The sequence below is a fragment of the Nonomuraea sp. NPDC049758 genome (genome assembly GCF_040674635.1).
GTDB lineage: Bacteria > Actinomycetota > Actinomycetes > Streptosporangiales > Streptosporangiaceae > Nonomuraea.
In genome coordinates this window covers 297,333-322,266 of the sequence record NZ_JBFAMZ010000005.1, presented here as the reverse complement: position 1 = coordinate 322,266, position 24,934 = coordinate 297,333, and the positions used below count along the sequence as shown (strand labels likewise).

The following is a 24,934-nucleotide window of genomic DNA, read 5'->3' as shown; positions in this document are numbered from 1 at the left end:
CCTCCGTCAACGAATTCATTGCCCCAGTCAACCATAAGAAGGATCCCGTTGTGAACCTCTACATAGGCGGCTACGGCCCCGGCATCGTCACGGTGGGCGGCGAGCTGACCCGCGTGGCCTCGCCGTCGTTCCTGGCCGCCCACCCCACCCTGCCGGTGCTGTACGCGGCCGGCGAGCTGCAGCGCGGCTGGCTCACCGCCTTCACCACCGAGGGCGGCCTGTCCCCGCTGGACGAACGCTCCAGCGACGGCGACAGCCCCTGCCACGTCGCCGTCCACCCCTCGGGGAGCCTGCTGGCCGTGGCCAACTACGGCGACGGCACCGCCGGCCTGCACCACCTGGACGAGCGCGGCGCCTTCACCGGCGACCCCGTCGTCCTGCGGCACGAGGGCTCGGGCCCCGACCCCGACCGCCAGGCCGGCTCGCACGCCCACATGTGCGTCTTCCACGACGACGTCCTGCACGTCTCCGACCTGGGCACCGACGAGATCCGCCGCTACCGCCTGGACGGCTCCCCGCTCGACCCGATCACCCTGGCCCCCGGCACCGGCCCCCGCCACTTCGCCTTCGCCGGCGACCGCCTGTACGTGGCCGGCGAGCTGGACGGCACCGTGACCCTCGTCGAGGGCGGGCGCCGCACCGTCGTGCCCGCCTCGCGCGCCGGGGGCGACAACGCGCCCAGCCACCTGCAGCTCGACGGCGACCTGGTCTACGTCGCCAACCGCGGGCCCGACACGGTCTCGGTGCTGCGCGCCGCCGACCTGTCCCCGGTGGCCGAGGTGCCCTCGGGCGGCGCCTGGCCCAGGCACTTCGCCATCGCCGGCGACCGCCTGTACGTCGCCAACCAGAACTCCGGCGAGGTGACCGTGTTCACGCTGGAGGACGGGGTGCCCGAGCCGGCCGGTCAGTCGTACGAGGTGCCCAGCCCGTCCTGCGTGCTGCCCGTGTAGGAACGCCGGGCGGGAAGCGGCCCGGTGTAAGGATCTGGCCAAGTCGTGGCCCGGCCCCGTGGCGGGCCGCGACGATGGCCGGGTGCGCAAGCTCCTGCTGCTCCTCACCCTGTTGATCGCCGTCCTGCCGGCCGCCGGATGCGGCGGCGGTCCCGTGCGGCCGGCGCCGTCCGCGTCGCCCGCGCCGCCCGTCCCGCAGCCGTCGGAGACGGGCCGGCCGTCGCCGCCGCCGGTGGACGCGGGGGAGTCCTGGCGGATCACCACCCGCGGGGCCGACCACGAGATCGAGGGCTACGCCGACCACGTGAGCGTCCTGCCCGGCCAGTCCTTCGCCCTGCACGTGTCCACCACCGCCCCGCGCTTCACCGCCGGCGCGTTCAGGATGGGCGCGCACCCGGCCAAGGTGTGGGAGTCGCCGCAGGTGGACGGCGTGCGCCAGCCTCCGGCCAGGACCGTGGACGGCATGGTGAGCGCCGCCCACTGGAAGCCCTCGCTCACCGTGGACACCCGCGGCTGGACGGAGGGCGCGTACCTGATCAGGCTCGACGCCTCGACCGGCGCCCAGCGGTATGTGCCGATCACCGTCCGCTCGGCCTCCACCCGGGGCCGGGTGGTGATGGTGAACGCGGTCACCACCTGGCAGGCGTACAACCTGTGGGGCGGCCGCAGCCTGTACCTGGGCCCCGGCGGGTTCGCCGATCGCTCGCGCGAGGTCACCTTCGACCGTCCGTACGACGGCGGCGGCGCCCGCCTGTTCCTCGACTTCGAGCAGTCGGCCCTGGCCGTGGCCGAGCGCAGCGGCGTGCCCCTGGCCTACCTCACCAGCCTCGACCTCGGCCCCGGCGTGCTGGACGGCGCCCGGGCCGTGGTCTCGCTCGGCCACGACGAGTACTGGTCGCCCGCCATGCGCACGGCCGTCACCAGGGCCAGGGACAGCGGGACGAACCTCGCCTTCCTCGGCGCGAACGCCGTCTACTGGCGCATCGCGATCAAGGGCAGGACGGTCGCCTGCGACAAGGAGCGGCTGTGCCCGCTGTGGCGGGACTCCCGCCCGGAGAGCGCCCTGGTGGGCCAGATGTACGACTGCTTCCCCGCCCAGGGCGCCTACACGGTCAGCAGGCCGGGCCACTGGATCTTCGCGGGCACCCGGGGGCGGCGCTTCCCCGGCATGGTCGGCCCGGAGACCGACAAGGTCTCGCGCGGCTCGCCGAAAGGCGTGGAGGTGCTGGCCGACTCGCCGTTCTCGTGCGGAGGACGCGGGACGACGTCGCAGAGCACGTACTACACGGCGCCGAGCGGGGCGGGGGTGTTCGCCTCGGGCACGATGCGCTGGGTGTGCGCGATGCGCGGCAAGCGCTGCGGCCACGGCGTCCCGGAGTCCGCGGCCGCCTTCACCCGCCGCGCCACGGCGAACGTGCTGACCCGGTTCGCCGCCGGCCCGGCCGGGCGCTCGGGTCAGCCCGCCCACCCTCCTCAGGGCCGCGCGGGCCCGCCGGCGAACGCCGCCCCCGGCAGCGGCCCGCAGGCGGCCGGAGGGCGGCTGTGAGCGGCCCCCGGGAGCGGCCCGAGGGCGGCCGGAGGCGGCTATGAGCGGCGCTCGCGCAGGATCGCCGCCAGCCGCTCCCTGATCTCCCGCTCGGCCGCCTCCTTGTGCACGCCGAGATCGGCCAGGGCCCGCACCACCGGGCCCTCCTCCAGGGAGAGCACGCCGAGCAGCAGATGCTCGGTGCCGACGTAGTTGTGCCCGAGCCGCAGGGCCTCGCGCAGGGTCAGCTCCAGCGCCTTGGCGCACTGCGCGGAGAACGGCAGGGTGACGGGCGACTGCCCGCCGCCGGGCCCCATGGCCGCCGTGACGGCCTCGCGGACCGCCTCGGGGGAGGCCCCGAGCGTGGCCATGGTCGAGGCGGCCAGCGCCTCGGGCACGTGCAGCAGCCCGAGCACCAGGTGCCCGACCTCGATGTGGTCGTGCCCCGACAGGCGCGCCTCCTCCTGGGACTTGACCACCGCGACCCGGGCCTTGTCGGTGTAGCGGGCGTAGTTGCGCAGGTCGTCGGCGAGCGAGCCGCCCTCCTTGACCACGAACCGTTTCTGCGCGGCCTGCTTGGTCACGCCCATGCTGCGGCCGATGTCGGTCCAGGAGGCGCCGGAGTGGCGGGCGTGGTCCACGAAGTGGCCGATCAGGTGGTCGGCCACTTCGCCGAGGTGCTCGCCCAGCGTGACGGCGTCGGAGAGCTGGCCGAGCGGGTCGCCGTCCGGATGACGGCTCTTGATGGCGGCGATGAGGTCGTCGAGACGTACGGTTTCGTCCATGCGTCAACCATAGGTTGACGCTGAAGTGCCGTCAACCCCGGGTTGACGATCGCCGCTTCCAGGAAATGATCGAGGGCCGCGCGTTTGGTCTAGACCACTGAGCGTCGCGGCAGGCACAATGCGAGCTGTCACCGAGCAATGGTTCGTGAACCCCATCGGGAGGAACCCGCCATGCGTATAGGAGTGCTCACCGGAGGCGGAGACTGTCCGGGTCTCAACGCCGTCATCAGGGCCGTGGTGCGTAAGGGGGTGAGCACGTACGGCCATGAGTTCGTGGGCTTCCGCGACGGCTGGCGCGGGCCCCTGGAAGGCGACACGATGCCGCTCGACATCCAGGCCGTACGAGGCATCCTGCCGCGGGGCGGCACCATTCTCGGATCCTCCCGCACCAACCCGATCAAGATCGAGGGCGGCGTCGACCGCATCAAGGAGAACCTCGCCGCCACCGGCGTCGACGCCCTGATCGCCATCGGCGGCGAGGACACGCTCGGCGTGGCCAAGCAGCTCTACGACCGCGACGTCAAGGTCGTGGGCGTGCCCAAGACCATCGACAACGACCTGTCCGGCACCGACTACACCTTCGGCTTCGACACCGCGGTCAACATCGCGATGGAGGCCATCGACCGGCTGCACACCACCGCCGAGTCCCACCACCGCGCGCTGATCTGCGAGGTCATGGGCCGCCACGCGGGCTGGATCGCGCTGCACGCGGGCATGGCCGGCGGCGCGAACGTGATCCTCATCCCCGAGAAGCCGTTCGACATCGACCGGGTCTGCGAGTACGTCGAGTCCCGCTTCCGCACCCGCTACTCGCCGATCATCGTCGTGGCCGAGGGCGCCCACCCGATCGAGGGCCAGATGGAGCTGCAGACCGGCACCCTCGACGCGTTCGGGCACGTCCGGCTCGGCGGCATCGGCGAGGTGCTGGCCAAGGAGATCGAGAAGCGCACCGGCAAGGAGGCCCGCACCACCGTGCTCGGCCACATCCAGCGCGGCGGCACCCCGACGGCCTACGACCGGGTGCTGGCCACCAGGTTCGGGCTGCAGGCGATCGACGCAGCGCACGAGGGCGACTACGGCACGATGGTCGCGCTGCGCGGCACCGACATCGTCCGGGTCGGGCTCGACGAGGCGACGGCCGAGCTGAAGACCGTGCCGGCCTCCCGGTACTCCGAGGCCGAGGTGTTCTTCGGGTGAGGCCTTCTACGGCTGCCTGAAAGCGGCTTGCAAGCGCCGGGCCGTACTTTCTGGGCAGCGGGGTTACCGCTTACAACCCCCCTCGGGGTACGGCTTGGGGCGCAGCGAGTCGGCGGCCCACTTTGCGCCGCAAGCCGTACCCAGGAGATAGCTCAACCGCGGGGCGCGCCGAGGTGATCCACCTCCGGCGCGCCCTCGTCGCGTCCGGCCCCGTACGGACGCTCGTCGCCGAGGGCTACCTGCGGGGCGTGCGCATCATCTGCTGCTGTTGCGGGCGGGGGGCGGCCTGCGGCGCGGGGTAGGCCAGGCGCTGCTGCTGCTGGGCGGTGCGCCGGCGCAGCTCCAGGCGGGCGACCAGCTCGGCGTCCTCGTGCAGCTCCTCCTCCGAGGGTGCGAGGATCACCATGAGCAGCATGGTCAGCGTGATCAGGCTGATCACGGTCATCAGCGGGACGAGGAAGTCGAGGGCGTCCGCGCCGGTGACCATGCCGGGCTCGGCGTCGACGGTGACCCGCATGGCGTACATGCCGGTGTAGTGCATGCCCGAGACGGCCACGCCCATGACCAGCGCCGCGCCGGTGATCCAGACCGGCTTCTTGACCCGCAGCGTGAACCAGAGCGCGGCGGTCGCGGCCACGACGGCGATCACCACGGACCCGGCCACGATCGTGCGGTCGTAGGAGACGTGGGCGCTCATGTTCATCGCGTACATGCCGAGGTAGTGCATGCTGGCCACGCCGAGCCCGGTGAGCAGGCCGCCGCCGAGCAGCGCCAGCGCCCGGCCGCGGCCGTAGGAGACCAGGAACAGCCCGGTGCCGACCACCACGACGGCCACGGCGGCCGAGGCGACGGTGAGCGGCACGTCGTACTTGATCTGCGTGCCCTCCACCGCGAAGCCCATCATCCCGACGAAGTGCATGACCCAGATGCCGGTGCCGCCGATGGAGATGGCCGCGCCGATCAGCCAGCGCACCCGCGACGCGCCGCGGCTGGCGTGCGCCTGTGCGGTGAGCCGCAGTCCGAGCATCGAACCCAGGCACGACATCAGGTACGCCAGCAGCGGTGTGAGCGGTCCGTGGGTGAAATGATTAACAGCGGTCATATATCGACATTCCTTGTGATTAGGGGTTGACGGATTGTGTCATCCGGTCCGCCCCTTCTGTATGGATAATGCAACTATCTGTCAACCGGCGTGTCGGAAACATGAGAGGCTCTCATGAGCATCGAGGGGCCCTTCTGGCGCGCGATCGCCGTCTTCCGCGCCGCGTCGTTGCTGTACGCCGCCGTGCTGATGGCCCAGTACCGCGGGTACGAGCAGCCGGTCGCCGGCTGGCTGGTGATCGCCCTGATGGCGTTGTGGACGGCCGGAGCCACGTACGCGTACGCGTCCGAAAGGCTGCGCGGGTGGCCGCTGCTGGCCGTGGACCTGCTGGTGGCGCTGGCCTGCCTGCTGGCGTCCCCGTACGTGGAGGGCGCCCGTCAGGGCCTGGCGGGCACCATGCCCGTGCCTGCCACCTGGGTCGCCGCGCCCGTCCTGGCCTGGGCCGTGTACGGCGGCAGGCGCGCGGGCGCGGTGGCGGCGGCCCTGGTCGCCGCCGCGGACCTGTGGCTGCGCGTGCGCGCCCCGGAGGCGCCCGTGATGATCAACGGCGCGGTCCTGCTGTTCCTGTCAGGAGTGGTCGTCGGACACGTGGCCCGGCTGGCCAAGGAGGCCGAGGAGCGCATGCAGCGCGCGGCCGAGATGGAGGCCGCCCAGCGCGAACGCGACCGGCTGGCCCGCGACCTGCACGACTCCGTCCTGCAGGTGCTGGCCCTGGTCCAGCGGCGCGGCCGGCAGATCGGCGGCGAGGCGGCCGAGCTGGGCCGCCTGGCCGGCGAGCAGGAGGCCGCGCTGCGCGAGCTCATCGCCGCCCGTCCCGCCCCGACCGGCGCCACGGACCTGCGCTCCCTGCTCATGCGGCACGGCTCGCCGTTGGTGACGGTCTCCACCCCGGCCACGCCGCTCGTCCTGCCCACCCCGGCGGCCGAGGGCGTGGCGGCCGCGGTGGGGGCCGCCCTGGACAACGTGCGCGAGCACTGCGGCGCGGACGCGCGGGCCTGGGTGTTCGCCGAGTCCTGCGACGACGTGGTCATGGTGACCGTCCGCGACGAGGGCCCCGGCATCCCGGAGGGGCGCCTGGAGCGGGCCGCCGCCGAGGGCCGCCTGGGCGTCGCGCAGTCCATCCGGGGGCGCGTCGCCGACCTGGGCGGGACGGTCGCCGTCGCCTCCACGCCGTCCGGGACCGAGATCGAGATCAGTCTTCCCTGCGGATGGGCGCGGATAGGCGGGGACCGGCCCGGTTAGAGTGACGTCATGGTGCGGGTCATGGTGGTGGACGACCATCCCATGTGGCGCGACGGCGTGGCCAGGGATCTGTCCGAGGCGGGCTACGAGGTCGTGGCCGTGGTGGGGGAGGGCCGGCAGGCGATCAGGGCGGCCGCGGCCGTACGCCCCCAGGTCGTCGTGCTGGATCTACGCCTGCCCGACATGTCCGGCGCGGAGGTGGCCGCCGGGCTGGCCGGGGCCGAACCGGCGCCCAAGGTCCTGGTGTTGTCGGCCAGCGCCGAGCAGGACGACGTGCTGGCGGCCGTCAAGGCGGGCGCGTCCGGCTACCTGGTGAAGTCGGCGAGCCGGGAGGAGTTCCTCGACGCCGTCCGCCGCACCGCCGAGGGCGACGCCGTCTTCACGCCGGGCCTGGCCGGGCTGGTGCTCGGGGAGTACCGGCGGCTGGCCGCGCGCCCCGCCGCCGGACGCGCCGACGACGACGGCCCGAGGCTGACCGAGCGAGAGACGGAGGTGCTCAGGCTGGTCGCCAAGGGCCTGACCTACCGGCAGGTCGCCGACCGCCTGGTGCTCTCGCACCGCACGGTCCAGAACCACGTGCAGAACACGCTGAGCAAGCTCCAGCTGCACAACCGGGTGGAACTGGTCCGATATGCGATCGAGCAGGGCCTCGACGCGGACTAAACTCGATGGGTCGCGGCGTTGCCTTCCTAGCGCCCGCGCTTTCCCCGTCTTCCCCGGAGGTTCCACCATGACGATGTCCGCCCTGGGCGAGCCATGCGTTCTGCTCAAGCTGGGCGAGATCGTTCTCAAGGGCAAGAACCGTGAGCTGTTCGAGCGCCGCCTGATCGACAACATCCGCTTCGCGCTCCAGGATCTCGGCCTCAAGACCGACGTGCGCCGGCGCCACGGCGTCGTCGCGATCTTCCTGCCCGAGGGGTCGGACGTCGAGCAGGCCGACGCGGTGGCCCGGCGGGTCGCCGACGTGCCCGGCCTGGTGTGGATCCACCGCGCCTGGCGGGTGGCCAAAGACCCCGACACCGTGCTCAAGGCCGGCCTGGAGCTGATCCGCGACCGCGAGGAGGTGGCGCGCAAGGCCAGCTTCGCGGTGCGCTCCCGCCGCCGCGACAAGCGCTTCCCGCTGCGTTCCAACGAGCTCGACCGGCTCGTCGGCGGCGCGATCAACGACGAGTACCAGCTGCCCGTCGACCTGAAGAACCCCGAGCTGACCGTCTTCATCGAGGTCGACCGGGACGAGGTGTTCGTCTTCACCGACGGCATCCCCGGCCAGGGCGGCCTGCCGGTCGGCAGCAGCGGCCGGGCGCTGGTGCTCATGTCGGGCGGCATCGACTCGCCGGTGGCGGCCTACCGGATGATGAAGCGCGGCCTGCACGTCGACTTCCTGCACTTCTCCGGCATCCCGTTCACCACCTCCGAGTCGATCTACAAGGCGTACGCGCTGGTCAGGAAGCTCGACAGGTTCCAGGGCAGGTCGCGGCTGTGGGTGGTGCCGTTCGGCAAGGCGCAGCAGTCCATCCGCAACTCGGGCCAGGACCGCCTGGCCGTGATCGCCCAGCGGCGGCTCATGCTGAAGACGGCAGAGGAGGTCGCCCACCGCATCCGTGCCGGCGCGCTGATCACCGGCGACGCGCTCGGTCAGGTCTCCTCCCAGACGCTGGCCAACATCACCGCCCAGGACAACGCGGTCGAGCTGCCGATCCTGCGCCCGCTCGTGGGCTGGGACAAGACCGAGATCATGGCCGAGGCCCGGCGCATCGGCACGCTGGAGATCTCGGAGCTGCCCGACGAGGACTGCTGCTCCCTGCTGGCTCCCAAGCGCGCCGAGACGCGGGCCAAGATCGACGATCTCAAGCAGATCGAGAAGCGGCTCGACGCCGAGGAGCTGTGCGTGCAGCTCGCCGACTCGATCCAGGAGTACACGCTGTAGCTCAGGCCGCGTCGACCTTGAACGGGTCGTGCTCGGCCAGCAGCTTGTCCAGCCTGGCCTGGTCCACGCGGTTGGTCACCTCCGCCAGCTCCTGCCGGTCGCGGACGACCTTGCACAGGTTGACCGTGGAGGTGACCACGTACAGCAGGCCGAGCGCGAGGAACGCCCTGATCCAGCCGGAGGCCGGCAGGTAGATCAGGGCGATCACCACGGACGACACGGAGACGGCGAACGACAGGACCGCCTGGACGTAGAACGCGGCGGTCTGCGTGGGGCGGATGGGCTTGCTCATGAGTTCATGGTGATCTCGCAGGCCAGGCCGTCGCATGGGGTTTCGTACTCAAGTTACTCCTGAGTACGAAAGGCCCGGTCCCAGCCCCGGACGCGGGGCGCGGGCGAGCCGATGGCAGGATGGCCCAAGACGCGAGATCGGTGAGGGGAGTGATCGTGGAGGAGTCGCGCCTGCCTCCAGGCCAGTACGTCCCGCGCGGCCGCCCCGTGATCCACTACGGCAGGGTGCCCGCGTTCAAGCCGGACAGCTGGGACTTCCGCGTCTTCGGCGCCACGGCCTCCGGCGAGGAGCACTGCCTGACGTGGGCGGACTTCGAGCTGCTGCCCCGGGACACGCGCATCGCCGACTTCCACTGCGTCACCAAGTTCTCCCTCATGGCCAACGAGTGGCGGGGCGTCACCCCGGCCACGATCATGGAGCTGGCGCCGCCCGACCCCGGCGTGCGCCACGTCATGATCTGGGCCGAGTACGGCTACAGCGCCAACCTCCGCATGTCCGACTTCGCCGCCCCCGACACCCTGTTCGCCACCGAGCTGGACGAGAAGCCGCTCAGCCCCGACCGCGGTTTCCCCGTGCGCATCGTGGTCCCCCACCTGTACGCGTGGAAGAGCGTCAAATGGGTGCGCGCCGTCGAATACCTCCTGGAGGACCGGCGCGGCTTCTGGGAGGAACGCGGATACCACAACCTGGCCGATCCCTGGCGCGAACAGCGCTACTCCTACCAGGAGGAACCCGGCGAGGGCCCCCCGTAGACTTCGCTGCGGGTTTCCACCCGAACACGACCGGTTATTGGCTACGGTTTGGCGCATGCAGACCACCGCATGCGTGGCGCTCTCCCTCCTGCTCTTCCTCCTCGGCTACGCCTGCGCCAGGACGCGCCGCCCGGCGCTCCCCGAAGGCGGCGGCAAGCACGAGGCCACCTTCACCGCGTTGCACGTCGCGGGGCTGGCCGCGCCCGCCCTGCGCGGCGGGCTCGACCGCGACTCGGCGCGCAAGGCCGTACGCCACCTGCACGCGCTGCTCGGCACCCGCGCCGTCGCGATCACCTCCACCGACGCCGCGCTGGCCTGGGACGGCCCGTGCACCGACGACGTGCTCACCTACGCCCGCACCACCCTGGCCGCCGGGCGGGCGCAGGTGTTCGCCGGGCGGCCGTACGGGGCCGTGGTCGTGCCGCTGACCGTGGACGACACGGTCGTGGGCACGCTGGCGGCCTTCGACGAGGAGGTCAGCGCGGCGCTCGTGCGCACCGTGACCGAGCTGGGCCGCTGGGTGTCGGGGCAGCTGGAGCTGGCCGACCTCGACGCCTCCCGTAGGCGGGCCCTGGAGGCGGAGATGCGCGCGCTGCGCGCCCAGATCTCGCCGCACTTCGTCTACAACGCGCTGACCACGATCGCCTCGTTCGTCCGGACGAACCCCAAGCGCGCCCGCGAGCTGCTGCTCGACTTCGCCGACTTCTCCCGTTACGCCCTGCGCCGCGCCCACGACTTCACCACCCTGGCCGACGAGCTGACCTGCGTCGACCGGTACCTGCTGCTGGAGCGCGCCCGCTTCGGCGACAAGCTGCGCTTCAGCCTGCAGGTCGCGCCCGAGGTGCTGCCGGTGCCGGTGCCGTTCCTGTGCCTGCAACCGCTGGTGGAGAACGCCATCAAGCACGGCATGCGCGGCCGGCGCGGCGGCGGCGAGGTGCGGGTCGTGGTCCGCGACGCCGGCCCCGAGGCCCACATCACCGTCGAGGACGACGGCACCGGAATGGACCCCGAATGCGCCAGGCGCATGCTCGACGGCGAACCGGCCCGCGACGGCGGCGGCATCGGCCTGGCCAACGTGGACCTGCGCATGCGCCAGATCTACGGCGACGGCTACGGCCTCGTCGTGGAGACCGCGCTCGGCGCCGGCACCCGGGTACGGCTGCGCGTTCCGAAGACGCAATTTACCTCAATGTAGTCAATTCCTTACGCTGAGCTGGCGTGTCGCTTGTGACCTCTGCTTTCATACGGCAGCGTGGAGCCCATGCTGAGGGTCCTGGCGGTCGACGACGAGGTGCCCGCTCTTGAGGAGCTCGCCTACCTGCTGCGCCAGGACACGAGAATCGAACACGTCGCGACCGCGGCCGACGGCGTCACCGCGCTGCAGGACATGGTGCAGATGATCGGCGGCGGCGAGCGGCTCGACGCGATCTTCCTCGACATCCGGATGCCGGGCCTCGACGGGCTCGACCTCGCCCGGCTGGTCGGCGGCTTCCCCAGCCCGCCCAAGCTGGTGTTCGTCACGGCGCACGAGGAGTGCGCGGTGCAGGCGTTCGAGCTGGAGGCCGTCGACTACCTGCTCAAACCGGTCAGGGCCGAGCGCCTGGCGGAGGCGGTCAGGCGGCTGGAGGCGGCCTCCGCGCCGCTCGCCGAGCCGAGCCAGGACGATGTGATCCCGGTCGAGCTGGGCGGGCGCACCAGGTTCGTGCCGCAACAGGCCATCTGGTTCGCCGAGGCCAAGGGCGACTACGTGCGGCTGCACACCGGCGACGGCAGCTACCTCGTCCGCATGTCGCTGGCCGCGCTCGAACGCCGCTGGTCGGAGGCGGGGTTCATCCGCGTCCACCGCAGCACCCTGGTCTCGGCCCGGCACGTCACCGAGCTGCGCTTCGAGGGCGGCCGGGTCACGCTCACCGTCGGCACCGAGACGTTGCAGGTCAGCCGGCGGCACAGCCGTCAGGTGCGCGAACAGCTCGTCCGCCAGCATCGCGGCGTCTTCTCCTGACCGGCCGGCCCGCAGGGGCTGGTGCCGATGGGTGGGCGTGAAGCTGGGCGTGTCCGGCGGGCGCCGGGCGGCCGCCGGCCCCGGCCGCCGGCCGGTCTGCCGCCGCGATGGTAAAAGATTTCCCAGGTCACGTCGGGGTCGGGCCCTTGGCGCCGGTTCCCGCGATGCCCTCCAGGGGCCTGCCGGTCGCTGGGAGGACCCATGAACCAGCCGTTCGTCGCTCGCCGGTGACCGCTCGCCGTCCGGACACCCTCCGTATGTCGATGACTACAGACCGTTCAGCGAGCTGGCCGTGAACAGGGTTTCGCCCACAAGATCGCGACCGTAGTGTTTCGGCATCGGAAGCCACCCGGCGCATCGGGGGGGACGGGCCGCAAGGCTCAAGCAAGGGCCTGATGCGTCGGCTTCACCGGTGACCCACCAGGTCACCACGGCTGTCGGGCCTTTGACCGGGGGGTAGGGCCCGCCTGCCGATCAGGTGAGGGGGCGCCTGCGGAGGCCACGGACCCCGGCCCCGCGATCCGGCCTTCGGGGGCGGCCGGATCGTGCGAGCAGGCGCCCCTATCACGATTGCTGACCCGGACGGGCTTTCAGCCCCGTCACCGGGGATCGCGCCGGGTCAGCCCTCGTCGCGGAGCTTCTTCAGCAGCTCGATGTCCTCGCGGTGCTTGTCGGCCTTGCCGGGCGTCTCGATGCAGATCGGCACGCCCGCCACCGCCGGATGCCGCATGATCTCGGCGAACGGCTGCGCGCCGATGTGGCCCGCGCCGATGTTCTCGTGCCGGTCCTTCTTGGCCCCGCACACGTCTTTGCTGTCGTTGGCGTGGATGAGCTTGAGCCGGCCGGGCGCGATGGCGTGCAGGGCGTCGAACGTCTCCCGCACCCCGCCCTCGGCGGCCAGGTCGTGGCCGGCGGCGAAGGCGTGGCAGGTGTCGAGGCAGACGCAGGCCCGCGGGTGCCAGTCGAGCGCGGCGAGATAGGGCTCCAGGTCCTGGACGGTCGCGCAGAGCATCGCGCCCTGGCCCGCCATGGGCTCCAGCAGCAGGTCGGGGCCGCCCTCGGGGATCTCGTCGAGCAGCGGCAGCAGGGTCTCGCGGATCTGCCGCAGCGCGTCGTCGCGGGACTGGGTGACGGCCGAGCCGGTGTGGACCACGACGCCCTTGGCGCCGGTCTCGACCCCGCGCCGCAGCCCGTGGCGGACGACGGCGATGGAGTTGGCCAGCGTCTCGGGGTTGGGCGAGCCGAAGTTCACCAGGTACGGCACGTGGATGAACGCGGTGACGCCGGACTCGGCCAGCTTGGCGTCCTCGGCGGGCTTGCCGTCGTTGAGCGCCCAGCCGCGCGGGTTGGTGACGAACACCTGGATCATCTCGGCGCCGATCTCGGCCATGTACTTCAGGCCGCCGGTCGCCAGGCCGCCGGTGACGGACACGTGCCCGCCGATCAGGGATGTCAAGGTCATGATGGCTCCCAGTGTAGGCGCAGCTCAGGGGCGTCCCGGCCGGGGCCGGGTTGGAGCATGACACGAAAAGTCCTGGCCATCCCGTTGCGTACTTGGGAGTTCTCACGGATGGACCGGGAACCAGGCCGGTGTGTGTACTGCTGACATGTCCAACTCCCTGGCCGGGTTCAACCGGCGGCCGCGCGCGGAGGCGGAGGCGGAGCTGCTGGCCTGCTGCGCCTCCCGCGCGTTCGCCGCGGCGGTGGCCGCCCGCCGGCCCTACGCCGCCCGCGAACGGCTCGCCGAGGCCGCCGAGACGGCGGTGCGCGAGCTGACGTGGCCCGACGTGCTGGAGGCGCTGGCGGCCCACCCGCGCATCGGGGAACGCCCGTCCGGGGACGGCCGGGAGTCGCGCTGGTCGAGCGAAGAGCAGGCAGGCACCCGAGGAAACGCGGAGCTGCGGGCCGCGCTGGCCGCGGGCAACCGCGCGTACGAGGAGCGGTTCGGGTACGTCTACCTGGTCTGCGCCACCGGCCTGAGCGGTGCCGAGCTGCTGGCCCGGCTGCGCGCCCGGCTGGACAACGACGAGGAGACCGAGCGCGGGGTCGTCCGCGACGAACTAATCAAGATCACCCGGCTGCGGCTGGGGAAGCTCATGGAAGGGGAGGGGAGATGAGCTTCTCGACGCACGTCCTGGACGCGGTCTCGGGCCGCCCGGCCGCCGGGGTGGGCGTCCGGCTGGAGCACGAGGGCCGCGTGCTGGCCCGGGGCAGCACCGACGACGACGGCCGGATCAAGGGCTGGGACACCGAGGAGGGCGTGCACCGCGTCGTCTTCGACACCGGCGCCTATCTGGCCGACACCTTCTACCCCGAGGTCGTCATCGCCTTCACCGTCACCGACGCCGCGGCGCACCACCACGTGCCGCTGCTGCTCAGCCCGTACGCCTACTCCACCTACCGAGGGAGCTAGATGACCGTCAAGCTGGGCCCCAACCGTTACGGCAAGGCGGAGACCAGGCTGGTCCACGTGGTCAGGGAGGGGGCCGTCCACCACCTCAAGGACATCAACGTCAGCACCTCGCTGTCGGGCGACATGGAGGAGGTGCACAGGAACGGCAGCAACGCCGCCGTCCTGCCCACCGACACGCAGAAGAACACCGCCTACGCCTTCGCCAGGAAGCACGGCGTCGGCGAGATCGAGGACTTCGCCCTCTTACTGGCCCGCCACTACGTCTCCGCGCACCCGTCCATCCACCACGCGCGGGTGGAGATCGAGGAGTACGCCTGGAACCGCATCCCCGGCGAGTCGCGGCACTCCTTCGTGCGCGACGGCGGCGAGGTGCGCACCTGCGTCGTCCACCACGACAGGGACGGCCGCACCACCGTCGTGTCCGGCCTGACGGACCTGGTCGTGCTGAACTCGACCGGCTCGGAGTTCCACGGCTACCTCGTGGACGAGTACACCACCCTCCAGCCGACGACCGACCGCGTCCTGGCCACGGCGGTCACCGCCCGCTGGCGGCACGCCGGGACAGGTGAGCGCCCGCCGTACGCGCAGGTGCGCGCCTGCCTGCTGGACGCCTTCGCGCAGACGCACAGCCTGTCGTTGCAGCAGACCCTCTTCGCGATGGGCGAGCGGGTGCTGACCACCTGCCCGCAGGTCTGCGAGGTCCGGCTCACGCTGCCGAACAGGCACCACTTCCTGGTCGACCTGTCGCCGTTCGGCCTGGACAACGAGAACGAGGTCTTCTACGCCGCCGACCGTCCCTACGGGCTGATCGAGGGCAGTGTGCTGCGTGAGGACGCACCCGACGCGGGATTCGCCTGGGAGTGAGGACGATGGACTTCTTGCGGCCCACCACGTGGGCTGAGGCGCTGGCCGCCAAGGCGGACCGGACCGGAGCGCTGCCCGTCCAGGGCGGCACCGACGTGATGGTCGAGATCAACTTCGACGTGCGCAGGCCGGAGGCGCTGCTCGACCTCAACCAGGTGGCCGAGCTGCGCGAATGGGACATGACCGACGGGGTCTGCCGGATCGGGGCCGGAGTCACGTACGCCACGGTCGTCGACGAGCTGGGCGGCGTGCTGCCGGGGCTCGCGCAGGCCGCGCGCACGGTCGGCTCGCCGCAGATCCGCAACCGCGGCACGGTCGCCGGCAACCTCGGCGCGGCCTCGCCCGCGGGCGACAGCCATCCGCCGCTGCTGGCGGCGGGCGCGGTCGTCGAGGTCGAGTCGCGCGAGCGCGGCACCCGGCTGATCCCCGCGGCCGAGTTCTACCTCGGGGTCAAGCGCAATGCCCTGGAGCCGGACGAGCTGATCAGGGCCGTGCGCGTCGAACCCGCCCAGGGACCCCAGTACTTCTCCAAGGTCGGCACGCGCAACGCCATGGTGATCGCGGTGTGCTCGTTCGCGGTCGCGCTGCACCCCGGCGAGCGGCGGGTCGGCACCGGGATCGGCTCGGCCGCGCCCACGCCGCGCCGCGCCCTGGAGGCGGAGGACCTGCTGGCCCGGGAGCTGGACTGGCACGCCCCGCTCGACCCCGCGCTGCTGGCCCGCTTCGGCGAGCTGTGCGCGCGGGCCGCCGCGCCGATCGACGACGTGCGCGGCACCGCCGCCTACCGGGTGCACGCGGTCGGCGTGATGGCCCGGCGCACGCTCACCTGGGCCTGGAACGACCATCTCGCGAGAAGGGCCGCCTGATGCGCCTGAACGTCACCGTCAACGGACGCGCCCACAGCGTGGACGACGTCTGGGAGGGGGAGAGCCTGCTGTACGTGCTGCGTGAGCGGATCGGGCTCCCCGGCTCCAAGAACGCCTGCGAGCAGGGCGAGTGCGGCTCGTGCACGGTCTATCTCGACGGGCTGCCGGTCTGCTCGTGCCTGGTCGCCGCCGGGCAGGCCGAGGGGCGGCGGGTGCGCACGGTCGAGGGGCTGGCCGCGGGCGACCGGCTCGACCCGGTGCAGGAGGCGTTCGTCGAGTGCGGGGCCGTGCAGTGCGGGTTCTGCACCCCCGGGCTCGTCGTACAGGCCCATGACCTGCTCGAACGCGTGCCCCGGCCGTCCGACGCGGAGATCCGCGAGGCGCTGGCGGGCAACCTGTGCCGCTGCACCGGCTACGAGAAGATCCTCGACGCGGTCCGGCTGGCCGCCGCGCGGAAGGCGTCCCGATGACCCTGCTGATCGAGAACGTGCACATCGCGCCCGTCGCCGGCCCCGAGATCCCTTCCGGCCACCTCGTCGTCGAGGGCGACCGGATCGCCGCGCTCGGCCCCGGCCCCGCGCCCGCCACCCCCGGCGCCCGGCGGATGGACGGCTCCGGCTGCCTGGCCACCCCCGGCCTGGTCAACACCCACCACCACCTCTACCAGTGGGCCTCCCAGGGGCTGGCCCAGGACGCCACCCTGTTCGAGTGGCTGGTGGCGCTCTACGACGTGTGGGCCGCCATGGACGCCGAGGTCGTCAGGGGCGCGGCCACGGCGGGGCTCGGCTGGCTGGCGCTGTCCGGCTGCACCACCTCCAGCGACCACCACTACGTCTTCCCCAAGGGCCGCGGCGACCTGCTCGCGGCCGAGGTCGAGGCGGCGCGGGAGATCGGCCTGCGCTTCCACCCGGCGCGCGGCTCGATGGACCTGGGCCGCTCGCAGGGCGGGCTGCCGCCGGACGAGGTGGTCGAGGAGCTCGACGACGTGCTGGCCGCGACGGCCGAGGCGGTGGACGCCCACCACGACCCGTCGCCGTCCTCGATGGTCCGGGTCGCGGTCGCGCCGTGCTCGCCGTTCTCGGCCGGCGCCGAGCTGATGACCCAGTCGGCGGCCCTGGCCAGGGCCAAGGGCGTCCGCCTGCACACCCACCTGGCCGAGACGCTCGACGAGGACGAGCACTGCGTCGAGCGGTTCGGCCTGCGTCCGGTCGACTACATGGACAAGCTCGGCTGGCTGGGGCCCGACGTGTGGCTCGCGCACGCCGTGCACCTCAGCGACGCCGACATCGCCAAGCTCGCCCGCACCGGCACGGGCGCGGCCCACTGCCCCTCCTCCAACGGCCGCCTCGGCTCCGGGATCGCCCGCGTGTCGGAGATGCTGCGCCGGGGCGTGAACGTCGGGCTCGGCGTGGACGGCAGCGCCTCCGCCGAGCTGACCTCACTGGCCGGGGAGATGCGGCAGGCCCTGCTGTTCCAGCGGGCCAGGTACGGCCCCCGCGCGCTGTCGGCCCGCCAGGCGCTGGAGCTGGCCACCCTGGGCGGGGCGCGCAACCTGGGCCGCGAGGCCGAGCTCGGCTCGCTGGAGCCGGGCAAGCTGGCCGACGTCGTCCTGTGGCGGACCGGCGGGCCCTTCACCGCCGCCGTGGCCGACCCGGTGTGCGCGCTGGTGTTCGGGCCCCCGCCGCCGGTGGCCCGCGTCCTGGTCGGCGGCCGGACCGTGGTCGAGGACGGCGAGCTGCGGACGACGTCCCACGACGCGGCCGGACGGGCGGGCGCCGAGGCCCACCGCAGGCTGATGCGACTGGCGGCCGAGCGCGGGCACTCGGCGGGCAGGGAGGTCCAGCACTAGGGTGTGAATGTCCGGAACGTGGCATTCAGTACCGAAAGGCGGTCCCGTGTCGGCAGAACTCCCCGGTGAGCGGCTGGCGCAGCTCAAGAGCACCTTCGCCGAGATCGACACCGACGGCGACGGCTTCGTCAGCGAGGCCGAGCTGAAGCGGCACTTCCCCGACCTGCCCGCCGAGGCCCTCGGCGCGCTGAGCCAGGAGGCCGACTCCGACCAGGACGGGCGCTACTCGCTGGAGGAGTTCATCCGCGTCGTCTCCTGACGCCCTACTCCGCCAGCGCGCGCTCCAGGGGCGTGCGGAAGCGGGGCGTGATCCGCACGCCGCCGAGCCAGGAGGCCAGACCGGCGATCTCGGCCTCCACGGCCGCCACGGCGTCGGAGCCCAGGTCGGTGAGCGCCCGCCAGACGATCTCGCCGCCGGGCCGCTGGCCCCAGCCGCCGACGACCCGCCCGTCCCACCACACGGTCGGGCCGACGTTGCCGCTGCGGTCGAACAGCTCGGCCCGGTGCTCCTGCGGCAGGTACCAGTCGCGGCCCTGCCAGCCCATCGGCGTCGGGTCCAGGGCGGGCAGCAGCGCCGCCCACGGCTCGGGCTCGGGCGTCTCGTCCAGATCGCCGGGCAGGACGTATCCCGCGCCCTCGTCCAGCTCGACCTCGACCGCGCCGACGGCGGCCAGCGCGGCGCGCACCTCGCGCAGCGTCCAGCCGGTCCACCACTTGACGTCGGCCTCCGTGCCGGGGCCGAACGCCGCCAGCCAGCGGCGCACCAGCTCCGCCTGGGCCTGCGGGACCGTGGTCGGGTCCATGGGCGGGGCGACGGCCCACAGGTGCTGCGTGCTCGTCCACGAGCCGGACGGGCGGCCCTGGCGGACGAGCCGGCCCTCCATGCCCATCAGCGTGATCAGTCGCTGCCCGACGCTGTGCACGGCCTCGTACGGCTTGCCCACGGCCACCCGGAACTGCTCGCGCAGCCGCGGCTCCAGCACCCCCAGCCGGGCCGCCGTCGCCGTGCCCTCCGCCGCCAGGACGCGCAGCACCGACGACTCCACGTCGGCCAGCCACGGCTCGTCCCAGCCGCCGGCCGCGGTGAGCTCCTTGACCAGCGCCTTGCGCACCCTCGTGGCGACCGCGAGCGTGGAGGAGTGGTGCACGACGGGCACCAGCGCGGCCGGGACCACGAACACCGTGCGGCGCATCCCGTGCATGCGCACCAGCGTGCGGTCCTCGTACAGGGCCCGCTCGACCGGCGCGGTGCCGGGCGCGGTGAGCCGGGCGCCCGCCGACAGGAACACCGTCGCCGGGTCGGTGGCGTGCAGCGCCACCACGGACGCCGTCGCCTCCTCCGGGGTCGCCGCCTTGGCCGCCAGGCTGTGGCGCACGCCCAGCCGGCGCCGCCTCTCCCGCTCAGATATGCGCATGAAACGCCTCCTTACGGGATGTGAGCCTAATTGGAGGATCACACACCTCAGAACCCGCCAGAACAGCTCAGGTTCGTGCTCGCGGCCCATGGGCGGCGGGCGCGGGCGCCTGTTTCACTGAGGGCACCTTCCTTGAGGCACCTTTCACTGAGGGCACCTACCCTCGGCCGCCGCCGGCCGGGGGGCTGATGTGATGATGAGTCACGCCTTCCTGCCCGCTCGCACCGGGCAGGAAGGCGTGTCCGGCCATTGTTCAGCATCTTGTGGGAGTTCGTAGTGGTAAAGCAGGTTCTGGTGGCACCCGACAAGTTCAAGGGCTCCCTCACGGCCGCCGAGGTCGCGGCCCGGGTGTCGGCGGGGCTCGGGGTGCCCACGGTCGAGCTGCCGGTCGCCGACGGCGGCGACGGCACCGTCGAGGCGGCCGTGGCCTGCGGGTTCGACCGCGTCACCGTGGAGGTCGCCGGGCCCACCGGCGAACGCGTGAGCGCGGCGTACGCCTGGCGGGCGGCCGGCGGCACGCCGACGGCCGTGGTCGAGCTGGCCGAGGCGTCGGGGCTGCGGCGGCTGTCCGCCGGGCCGGCCCCCTTGACCGCCACCTCCTACGGCACCGGAGAGCTGATCGCCGACGCCCTGCGCAGAGGCGCCCGGCGGGTCGTGCTCGGGCTCGGCGGCAGCGCCTCCACCGACGGGGGAGCGGGCATGGTCCGGGCGCTCGGCGCGTGCCTGCTGGACGGCGACGGGGCCGAGCTGCCCGACGGCGGCGCCGCGCTGCGCGGGCTGGCCCGCATCGACCTGTCCGGGTTCGCCGACGTCTCCGGGGTGGAGTTCGTGGTGGCGAGCGACGTGGACAACCCCCTGCTCGGCCCGCACGGAGCCGCCGCCGTCTACGGGCCGCAGAAGGGCGCCGGCCCCGAGGACGTCAAGGTGCTGGAGGCGGGCCTGTCCCGGCTGGCCGCCGTCGCCACCCAGACCCACGGCCTGGTGGGCGCCGTCGAGCACGACGACACCCCGCGCGCCATGGGCGTGGCCGGAGCCCCCGGGGCGGGCGCGGCGGGCGGCGTCGGGTTCGCGGCGCTGGCCTTCCTCCACGCCGAGCTGCGGCCCGGCATCGAATACCTGCTCGACCTGCTCGGTTTCGGCGCGCTCGTCCAGGGCGCGCGGCTGGTGATCACCGGCGAGGGCTCGCTCGACGAGCAGTCCCTGCGCGGCAAGGCGCCGATCGGCGTGGCCCAGGCCGCGGCCAGGGCGGGCGTGCCGGTGGTCGCGGTCTGCGGCCGGCGCACCCTCGGCGACACCGAGCTCAAGGACGCCGGCATCGAGGCCGCCTACGCCCTGACCGACCTGGAGCCCGACCCGGCCCGGTGCATGGCCGAGGCCGGGCCGCTCCTGGAACGCCTGGCCGCCCGGGTGGCCGCCGAGCATCTGGAGGGCAGATGACCGTTCACGACCTCGTCGTCCGCTCCCGCAGGGTGGTCACGCCCGAGGGGGAGCGGGCCGCGGCCGTGGCCGTACGGGGCGAACGCGTCCAGGCCCTGTACGACTACGCCGAGCCCCTCGACGCCGCCGAGGACATCGACCTGCGCGACCTGCCCCTGCTCCCCGGCCTGGTGGACACGCACGTGCACGTCAACGAGCCGGGCCGGACCCATTGGGAGGGCTTCGCCTCGGCCACCAGGGCGGCCGCCGCGGGCGGCGTGACCACGATCGTGGACATGCCGCTCAACTCCCTGCCGCCGACCGTCAGCGTGGAGGCCCTGGAGGCCAAGCTGCGGGCCGCCCGCGGGCAGTGCCACGTGGACGTGGCGTTCTGGGGCGGCGCGGTCCCCGGCAACCTCAAGGAGCTGCGGCCGCTGCACGAGCGCGGCGTCCGGGGCTTCAAGTGCTTCATGTCGCCCTCGGGCGTCGAGGAGTTCCCGCCGCTCGCCACGGCCGAGCTGCGGGCGGTGCTGACCGAGGTCGCCGGGTTCGGCGGGCTCGTCGTGGTGCACGCCGAGGACCCCGAGCTGCTGGCCGAGCCGGGCGGGCCGACGTACCGGGAGTTCCTGGAGTCGCGGCCGGGAGCCGCCGAGCGCAGCGCGGTCGCGCGGGTCGTCGCGCTGGCCGCCGAGACCGGTGCGCGCGTGCACATCCTGCACGTCTCCAGCGCCGAATGCCTCGACGTGCTGGCGCGGGCCCAGGCCGACGGGGTGGCGGTCACGGCCGAGACCTGCCCCCACTACCTGACGCTGGAGGCCGAGCAGGTGCCCGAGGGGCGCACGGCGTACAAGTGCTGCCCGCCCATCCGCTCGCGGGCCAACCGCGAGCTGCTGTGGGACGGCCTGGCCCACGGCGTGCTAAGCAGCGTCGTCTCCGACCACTCGCCCTCGCCCGCCGACCTGAAGGTGCCCGACTTCGCCGCCGCCTGGGGCGGTGTCGCCTCCCTCCAGCTCGGCCTGTCCGCGGTCTGGACGGAGGCCGCCCGGCGCGGCCACACCCTCGCCGACGTCGTCCGCTGGATGTCGTCGGCCCCCGCCGCGCTGGCCGCGATCCCCGGCAAGGGCGCGATCCGCCCCGGCGGCGACGCCGACCTGGTCGCCTTCGACCCCGACGCCGACAACCCGGTGGACGCCGCCCGCCTGCACCACCGCAACCCCGTCACCCCCTACCACGGCCGCGTGCTCAAGGGCGCGGTGCTGACCACCTGGCTGCGCGGCCGTCCCGTGGACGGAGAGCCGCACGGCCGCCTCATCCTCGGGGAGCAGTAGATGCCCGGCTTCACCACCCTGCCCGACCTGGCCCTGCGCACCCTCGGCGGCGCGGTCGTGGCGGCCAGCGACGAGTCCTTCGCCGAGAAGGAGAGCCTGATCAGGCCGGGCCGCCCCGGCTTCCGCGCCGAGACGTTCGGCAACAAGGGCCAGGTGTACGACGGCTGGGAGACCCGCCGCCGCCGCACCCCCGGCCACGACTGGGCGCTGGTGCGGCTGGGCCTGCCGGGCGTGATCCGCGGCGTGGTGATCGACACGGCCTGGTTCAAGGGCAACTACCCGCCCTACGCCTCGGTCGAGGCCGCCGCCGTGCCCGGCCATCCCGCGCCCGCCGAGCTGGCCGCCGCCGACTGGACGGAGATCGTCCCGAGGACGGCGCTCAAGGGCGACGCCGAGCACCACGTCGAGGTCACCGGCGACGACACCCGCTACACCCACGTACGCCTGAACATGTACCCCGACGGCGGCATCGCCCGCCTGCGCGTGCACGGCGAGGTACGCCCCGACCTGTCCGTCTACGAGGGGCTGAGCCTCGACCTGGCCGCCCTCCAGAACGGCGGCCTGGTCACCGCCTGCTCCGACGAGTTCTACTCCGCGCCGAACAACGTCATCGCCCCCGGCCTGGCCCGCCACCAGGCAGAGGGCTGGGAGACCGCACGCCGTCGCGGGCCGGGCAACGACTGGCTGCTCATCCGCCTGGCCGGGCCGGGCCTGGTGCGCCTGGCCGAGATCGACACCACGAACCTGATCTTCAACGCCCCCGGCCACGTCGCGCTCACCGGGCTGTCCGGCGGGCGCGAGGTCACGCTGCTGCCGAAGACCCGGTTGCAGCCAGACGCGCCCCACCGCTTCCGGCTCGGCCCCCCCGAACCGGTCACCCACGTACGGGTCGACATCTACCCCGACGGCGGGCTGGCCAGGGTGCGCCTGCACGGGCACCTGGCCTGACCAGGCGCACTACTGCCAGAGGAAGACCGTCGCGCCGGGCGGCCGCTCACTGTTCGGTAACGGCCGCTGGTACTGCACGACGCCGCCGTTGGCCAGCCGCTGGACCCGCACGTGGAAGCCCAGCGACTCCAGCTCCGACTTGGCGTCCTTGACGTTCTTGCCGATGACCGCGGGCACCAGGCGGAACTCCTGGTCGTCGCGGGCCTCGTTGTCGCCCTTGAACCAGTCCCAGAAGTCGGTCTGGCAGCGCGCCACCGTGATCATCGCGGGGGTGCCCTTGTCGACCTCGGACTTGGCCTTCGGCGCCTGGGCGATGACCGTGCACGGCTCGGCGTCGTCGTCGACCTCGTTGACCTGCACCGCGAAGCCCTGGCCGCCGAGGTAGGCGGCGGCCTCGTCCTTCGGCATGCCGGTCACGTCGGGCATCACCATGCCGGCGCTCACGAAGATGCCGACCTTCGCGCCCTCCTTGACCTTCTCGCCGGCCTCGGGGGAGCTGCGGATCACCTTGTTCCGCTCGACCTCGCCGTTGGGCAGGCGCTTGACGCTGCCCACGGTGAGCCCGGCCTCGGCGATCTTGACGCGCGCCTCGTCGCTGGTCAGGCCCCTGACGCTGGGGACGATCACCCGCTTGGGGCCGAGCGAGGGCACCAGCGTGATCGTGCTGCCGCTCTCCACCTCGGCCTTGCCCTCGGGGTCGGTACGCAGCACCAGCCCCTCGGCGGTGTCCTCGTTGTACTCGCCGGCGACCTTGTTGACCTTGAAGCCCTTGCTCGTGGCGGTGCGCTCGGCGACCACCACGTTCTGGCCGACGAGGTCGGGCACCTGCACGTATTTGGTCTGGGAGAAGTACCAGCCGGTCAGCGCCACCGCGACGACCATCACCGCGGCGAGCGTGACCAGGAACCAGTTGGGCCTGAACGAACGCCTGGACGGCGGCGGCGACACCGGCGGCGTCACCTCGGCGCGCGGCTGGATCAGCGTGTGCGCCGGCGCGGCCAGCGGCATCGACGGGGCGCCCGCGCCGCTCGGCCGCGGCGGCATCGACTGGTTGAACACGGCCGTCATGGCCGGCGGGGTGCTCAGCCGGGGCAGCATCCGGTGGGCGTCGACCGCCTCGACCAGCATCGCCGTGGCGTCGGCCGGGCGGTCGTGGGGCTCGCGGGCCGTGGCGTGCCCGACCAGCGTGTCGATCAGCGGCGGCACCTCGGGCACCAGCGACGACGGCGGCGGCACCGTGTCGTGCACGTGCCGGTAGGCCACCGACATCGGCGTCTCGCCGTCGTAGGGCTGCTGCCCGGTCACCAGCTCGAACAGCATGATGCCCGCGGCGTAGACGTCGCTGCGCACGTCGGCGCCGCCGGTGGTGACCTGCTCGGGCGACATGTAGCCGATCGTGCCGATCATCACGCCGGTACGGGTCTGGTTGGTCGCCTCGATCGCCCTGGCCAGCCCGAAGTCGACGACCTTGACCCGGCCGTCGTCGGTCATCAGCACGTTCTCGGGCTTCACGTCGCGGTGGACCATCCCGGCCTGGTGGGCCGCGCCCAGGGCGGCCAGCACCGGGATCATGATCTCCAGCGCCTCGCGGGCGGGCAGCCTGCCGCGCTCGCGCAGGATGTCGCGCAGCGTGCGGCCCGGCACGTACTCCATCGACAGGTAGACGACGTCGGTGTCGGTGCCCTGGTCGAAGACGTGCACCACGTTGGGGTGGGACAGGCTGGCCACCGACTTGGCCTCGCCGATGAACCTGCGGACGAACGCCGGATCCTCGGCGAGCGAGCGGTGCATGACCTTCAACGCGACAGTGCGATCCAGCCGGACGTCGAGCGCCAGGTAGACGGTCGCCATACCGCCCCGGGCGATCCGGCTCTCGATGCGGTAACGCCCATCGAGGAGCCGCCCGACCAGGGGGTCCGCAGTCGTCTTATCCACCACCCCCCTGAGTTTACGGGCGTTTTGCCACCGGCAGGGCCCGCGCGCCCGAAACCGATGCGGAGACGTTCTCGCGAGAGCGGCCCCGACCGGCGGAAGGGCCGGCGTGAGCCGGTCCCTCCGGGC

Annotated in this window: 25 protein-coding genes; 19 read left to right on the top strand and 6 right to left on the bottom strand. The window is 72.9% G+C overall.

Annotation, left to right across the window (positions count from 1 at the left end; genetic code table 11):
• The first annotated feature begins 50 nt into the window (after nucleotides 1-50).
• A complete protein-coding gene (locus AB0J46_RS15790; RefSeq protein ID WP_364331668.1) occupies nucleotides 51-950 on the top strand; it encodes a beta-propeller fold lactonase family protein in 900 nt (299 codons plus the stop codon).
• A gap of 82 nt (nucleotides 951-1,032) precedes the next feature.
• Nucleotides 1,033-2,496 (top strand): N,N-dimethylformamidase beta subunit family domain-containing protein, encoded by a 1,464-nt coding sequence (locus AB0J46_RS15785; RefSeq protein ID WP_364331665.1) that lies wholly within the window; start codon nucleotides 1,033-1,035, stop codon nucleotides 2,494-2,496.
• A 38-nt stretch (nucleotides 2,497-2,534) separates the two neighbouring features.
• Here the strand turns inward: AB0J46_RS15785 and AB0J46_RS15780 are convergent, their stop codons facing one another.
• Nucleotides 2,535-3,260, bottom strand: coding sequence for a Clp protease N-terminal domain-containing protein (locus AB0J46_RS15780; protein WP_364331662.1), 726 nt, complete (start codon nucleotides 3,258-3,260; stop codon nucleotides 2,535-2,537).
• A 171-nt stretch (nucleotides 3,261-3,431) separates the two neighbouring features.
• Between AB0J46_RS15780 and AB0J46_RS15775 the strand changes: the two genes are divergently transcribed.
• A complete protein-coding gene (locus tag AB0J46_RS15775; RefSeq protein ID WP_352331196.1) occupies nucleotides 3,432-4,457 on the top strand; it encodes a 6-phosphofructokinase in 1,026 nt (341 codons plus the stop codon).
• Between the two features lie 235 nt (nucleotides 4,458-4,692).
• Here AB0J46_RS15775 and AB0J46_RS15770 read toward each other — a convergent pair whose 3' ends face one another.
• Nucleotides 4,693-5,559 carry an MHYT domain-containing protein gene (locus AB0J46_RS15770; RefSeq protein WP_364331658.1) on the bottom strand — a complete coding sequence of 289 codons (867 nt, stop codon included), beginning with the start codon at nucleotides 5,557-5,559 and terminating at the stop codon, nucleotides 4,693-4,695.
• Nucleotides 5,560-5,673: 114 nt separating this feature from the next.
• On the opposite strand from AB0J46_RS15770, the gene AB0J46_RS15765 reads away from it, so the two are divergent.
• The 3 genes from AB0J46_RS15765 to thiI all read left to right on the top strand — a co-directional run bounded on the left by AB0J46_RS15765 (nucleotide 5,674) and on the right by thiI (nucleotide 8,728).
• Nucleotides 5,674-6,801: a DUF5931 domain-containing protein gene (locus AB0J46_RS15765; RefSeq protein WP_364331655.1), complete on the top strand. Its 1,128-nt coding sequence runs from the start codon at nucleotides 5,674-5,676 to the stop codon at nucleotides 6,799-6,801.
• Between the two features lie 9 nt (nucleotides 6,802-6,810).
• Entirely contained in the window at nucleotides 6,811-7,464 is a 654-nt protein-coding gene (locus AB0J46_RS15760; RefSeq protein ID WP_364331652.1) for a response regulator transcription factor, read from the top strand.
• 67 nt (nucleotides 7,465-7,531) lie between these two features.
• Nucleotides 7,532-8,728: a tRNA uracil 4-sulfurtransferase ThiI gene (thiI, locus tag AB0J46_RS15755; protein WP_364331649.1), complete on the top strand. Its 1,197-nt coding sequence runs from the start codon at nucleotides 7,532-7,534 to the stop codon at nucleotides 8,726-8,728.
• Between the two features lies 1 nt (nucleotide 8,729).
• On the opposite strand, the gene AB0J46_RS15750 is transcribed toward thiI, so the two are convergent.
• Nucleotides 8,730-9,020, bottom strand: coding sequence for a YiaA/YiaB family inner membrane protein (locus AB0J46_RS15750; RefSeq protein ID WP_352330712.1), 291 nt, complete (start codon nucleotides 9,018-9,020; stop codon nucleotides 8,730-8,732).
• Nucleotides 9,021-9,175: 155 nt separating this feature from the next.
• Between AB0J46_RS15750 and AB0J46_RS15745 the strand changes: the two genes are divergently transcribed.
• The 3 genes from AB0J46_RS15745 (at nucleotide 9,176) to AB0J46_RS15735 (ending at nucleotide 11,774) form a co-directional block, all read left to right on the top strand.
• Nucleotides 9,176-9,772 (top strand): molybdopterin-dependent oxidoreductase, encoded by a 597-nt coding sequence (locus AB0J46_RS15745; RefSeq protein WP_357993229.1) that lies wholly within the window; start codon nucleotides 9,176-9,178, stop codon nucleotides 9,770-9,772.
• A 55-nt stretch (nucleotides 9,773-9,827) separates the two neighbouring features.
• On the top strand, nucleotides 9,828-10,967 hold the full coding sequence (locus AB0J46_RS15740) for a histidine kinase (protein WP_364331644.1): 1,140 nt from the start codon (nucleotides 9,828-9,830) through the stop codon (nucleotides 10,965-10,967).
• Between the two features lie 66 nt (nucleotides 10,968-11,033).
• A complete protein-coding gene (locus tag AB0J46_RS15735) occupies nucleotides 11,034-11,774 on the top strand; it encodes a LytTR family DNA-binding domain-containing protein (RefSeq protein ID WP_364331641.1) in 741 nt (246 codons plus the stop codon).
• Nucleotides 11,775-12,393: 619 nt separating this feature from the next.
• Here AB0J46_RS15735 and AB0J46_RS15730 read toward each other — a convergent pair.
• A complete protein-coding gene (locus tag AB0J46_RS15730; RefSeq protein WP_364331638.1) occupies nucleotides 12,394-13,236 on the bottom strand; it encodes a deoxyribonuclease IV in 843 nt (280 codons plus the stop codon).
• A 145-nt stretch (nucleotides 13,237-13,381) separates the two neighbouring features.
• Between AB0J46_RS15730 and uraD the strand changes: the two genes are divergently transcribed.
• From uraD to AB0J46_RS15695, 7 genes are read left to right on the top strand one after another with little or no spacing between them, the layout of a single operon-like run.
• Nucleotides 13,382-13,891 (top strand): 2-oxo-4-hydroxy-4-carboxy-5-ureidoimidazoline decarboxylase, encoded by a 510-nt coding sequence (gene uraD, locus AB0J46_RS15725; RefSeq protein ID WP_364331635.1) that lies wholly within the window; start codon nucleotides 13,382-13,384, stop codon nucleotides 13,889-13,891.
• Nucleotides 13,888-14,187, top strand: a complete 300-nt coding sequence (gene uraH / locus AB0J46_RS15720) for a hydroxyisourate hydrolase (protein ID WP_364331632.1) — start codon at nucleotides 13,888-13,890, stop codon at nucleotides 14,185-14,187. The genes uraD and uraH overlap by 4 nt, the downstream gene beginning before the upstream one ends.
• Complete coding sequence (gene pucL, locus AB0J46_RS15715; RefSeq protein WP_364331628.1) at nucleotides 14,188-15,051, top strand: factor-independent urate hydroxylase; 864 nt, start codon at nucleotides 14,188-14,190, stop codon at nucleotides 15,049-15,051.
• 5 nt (nucleotides 15,052-15,056) lie between these two features.
• On the top strand, nucleotides 15,057-15,917 hold the full coding sequence (locus tag AB0J46_RS15710; RefSeq protein WP_364331625.1) for an FAD binding domain-containing protein: 861 nt from the start codon (nucleotides 15,057-15,059) through the stop codon (nucleotides 15,915-15,917).
• On the top strand, nucleotides 15,917-16,387 hold the full coding sequence (locus AB0J46_RS15705; RefSeq protein ID WP_364331622.1) for a (2Fe-2S)-binding protein: 471 nt from the start codon (nucleotides 15,917-15,919) through the stop codon (nucleotides 16,385-16,387). Before AB0J46_RS15710 ends, AB0J46_RS15705 begins: the two co-directional genes overlap by 1 nt.
• Nucleotides 16,384-17,766, top strand: coding sequence for an 8-oxoguanine deaminase (locus tag AB0J46_RS15700; RefSeq protein ID WP_364331619.1), 1,383 nt, complete (start codon nucleotides 16,384-16,386; stop codon nucleotides 17,764-17,766). The genes AB0J46_RS15705 and AB0J46_RS15700 overlap by 4 nt, the downstream gene beginning before the upstream one ends.
• Nucleotides 17,767-17,812: 46 nt before the next feature.
• On the top strand, nucleotides 17,813-18,025 hold the full coding sequence (locus tag AB0J46_RS15695) for an EF-hand domain-containing protein (protein ID WP_357967865.1): 213 nt from the start codon (nucleotides 17,813-17,815) through the stop codon (nucleotides 18,023-18,025).
• Nucleotides 18,026-18,029: 4 nt separating this feature from the next.
• Here the strand turns inward: AB0J46_RS15695 and AB0J46_RS15690 are convergent, their stop codons facing one another.
• Entirely contained in the window at nucleotides 18,030-19,181 is a 1,152-nt protein-coding gene (locus AB0J46_RS15690) for a winged helix DNA-binding domain-containing protein (RefSeq protein ID WP_364331616.1), read from the bottom strand.
• 294 nt (nucleotides 19,182-19,475) lie between these two features.
• Between AB0J46_RS15690 and AB0J46_RS15685 the strand changes: the two genes are divergently transcribed.
• From AB0J46_RS15685 to alc, 3 genes are read left to right on the top strand one after another with little or no spacing between them, the layout of a single operon-like run.
• Nucleotides 19,476-20,618, top strand: a complete 1,143-nt coding sequence (locus AB0J46_RS15685; RefSeq protein WP_364331613.1) for a glycerate kinase — start codon at nucleotides 19,476-19,478, stop codon at nucleotides 20,616-20,618.
• A complete protein-coding gene (allB, locus tag AB0J46_RS15680) occupies nucleotides 20,615-21,925 on the top strand; it encodes an allantoinase AllB (protein ID WP_364331610.1) in 1,311 nt (436 codons plus the stop codon). Before AB0J46_RS15685 ends, allB begins: the two co-directional genes overlap by 4 nt.
• The gene (gene alc, locus AB0J46_RS15675) at nucleotides 21,926-22,873 is read left to right on the top strand and encodes an allantoicase (protein WP_364331607.1); all 948 of its coding nucleotides are present in this window, start codon (nucleotides 21,926-21,928) and stop codon (nucleotides 22,871-22,873) included.
• 9 nt (nucleotides 22,874-22,882) lie between these two features.
• On the opposite strand, the gene pknB is transcribed toward alc, so the two are convergent.
• Nucleotides 22,883-24,808 carry a Stk1 family PASTA domain-containing Ser/Thr kinase gene (gene pknB, locus AB0J46_RS15670; protein WP_364331604.1) on the bottom strand — a complete coding sequence of 642 codons (1,926 nt, stop codon included), beginning with the start codon at nucleotides 24,806-24,808 and terminating at the stop codon, nucleotides 22,883-22,885.
• Between the last annotated feature and the right edge of the window lie 126 nt (nucleotides 24,809-24,934).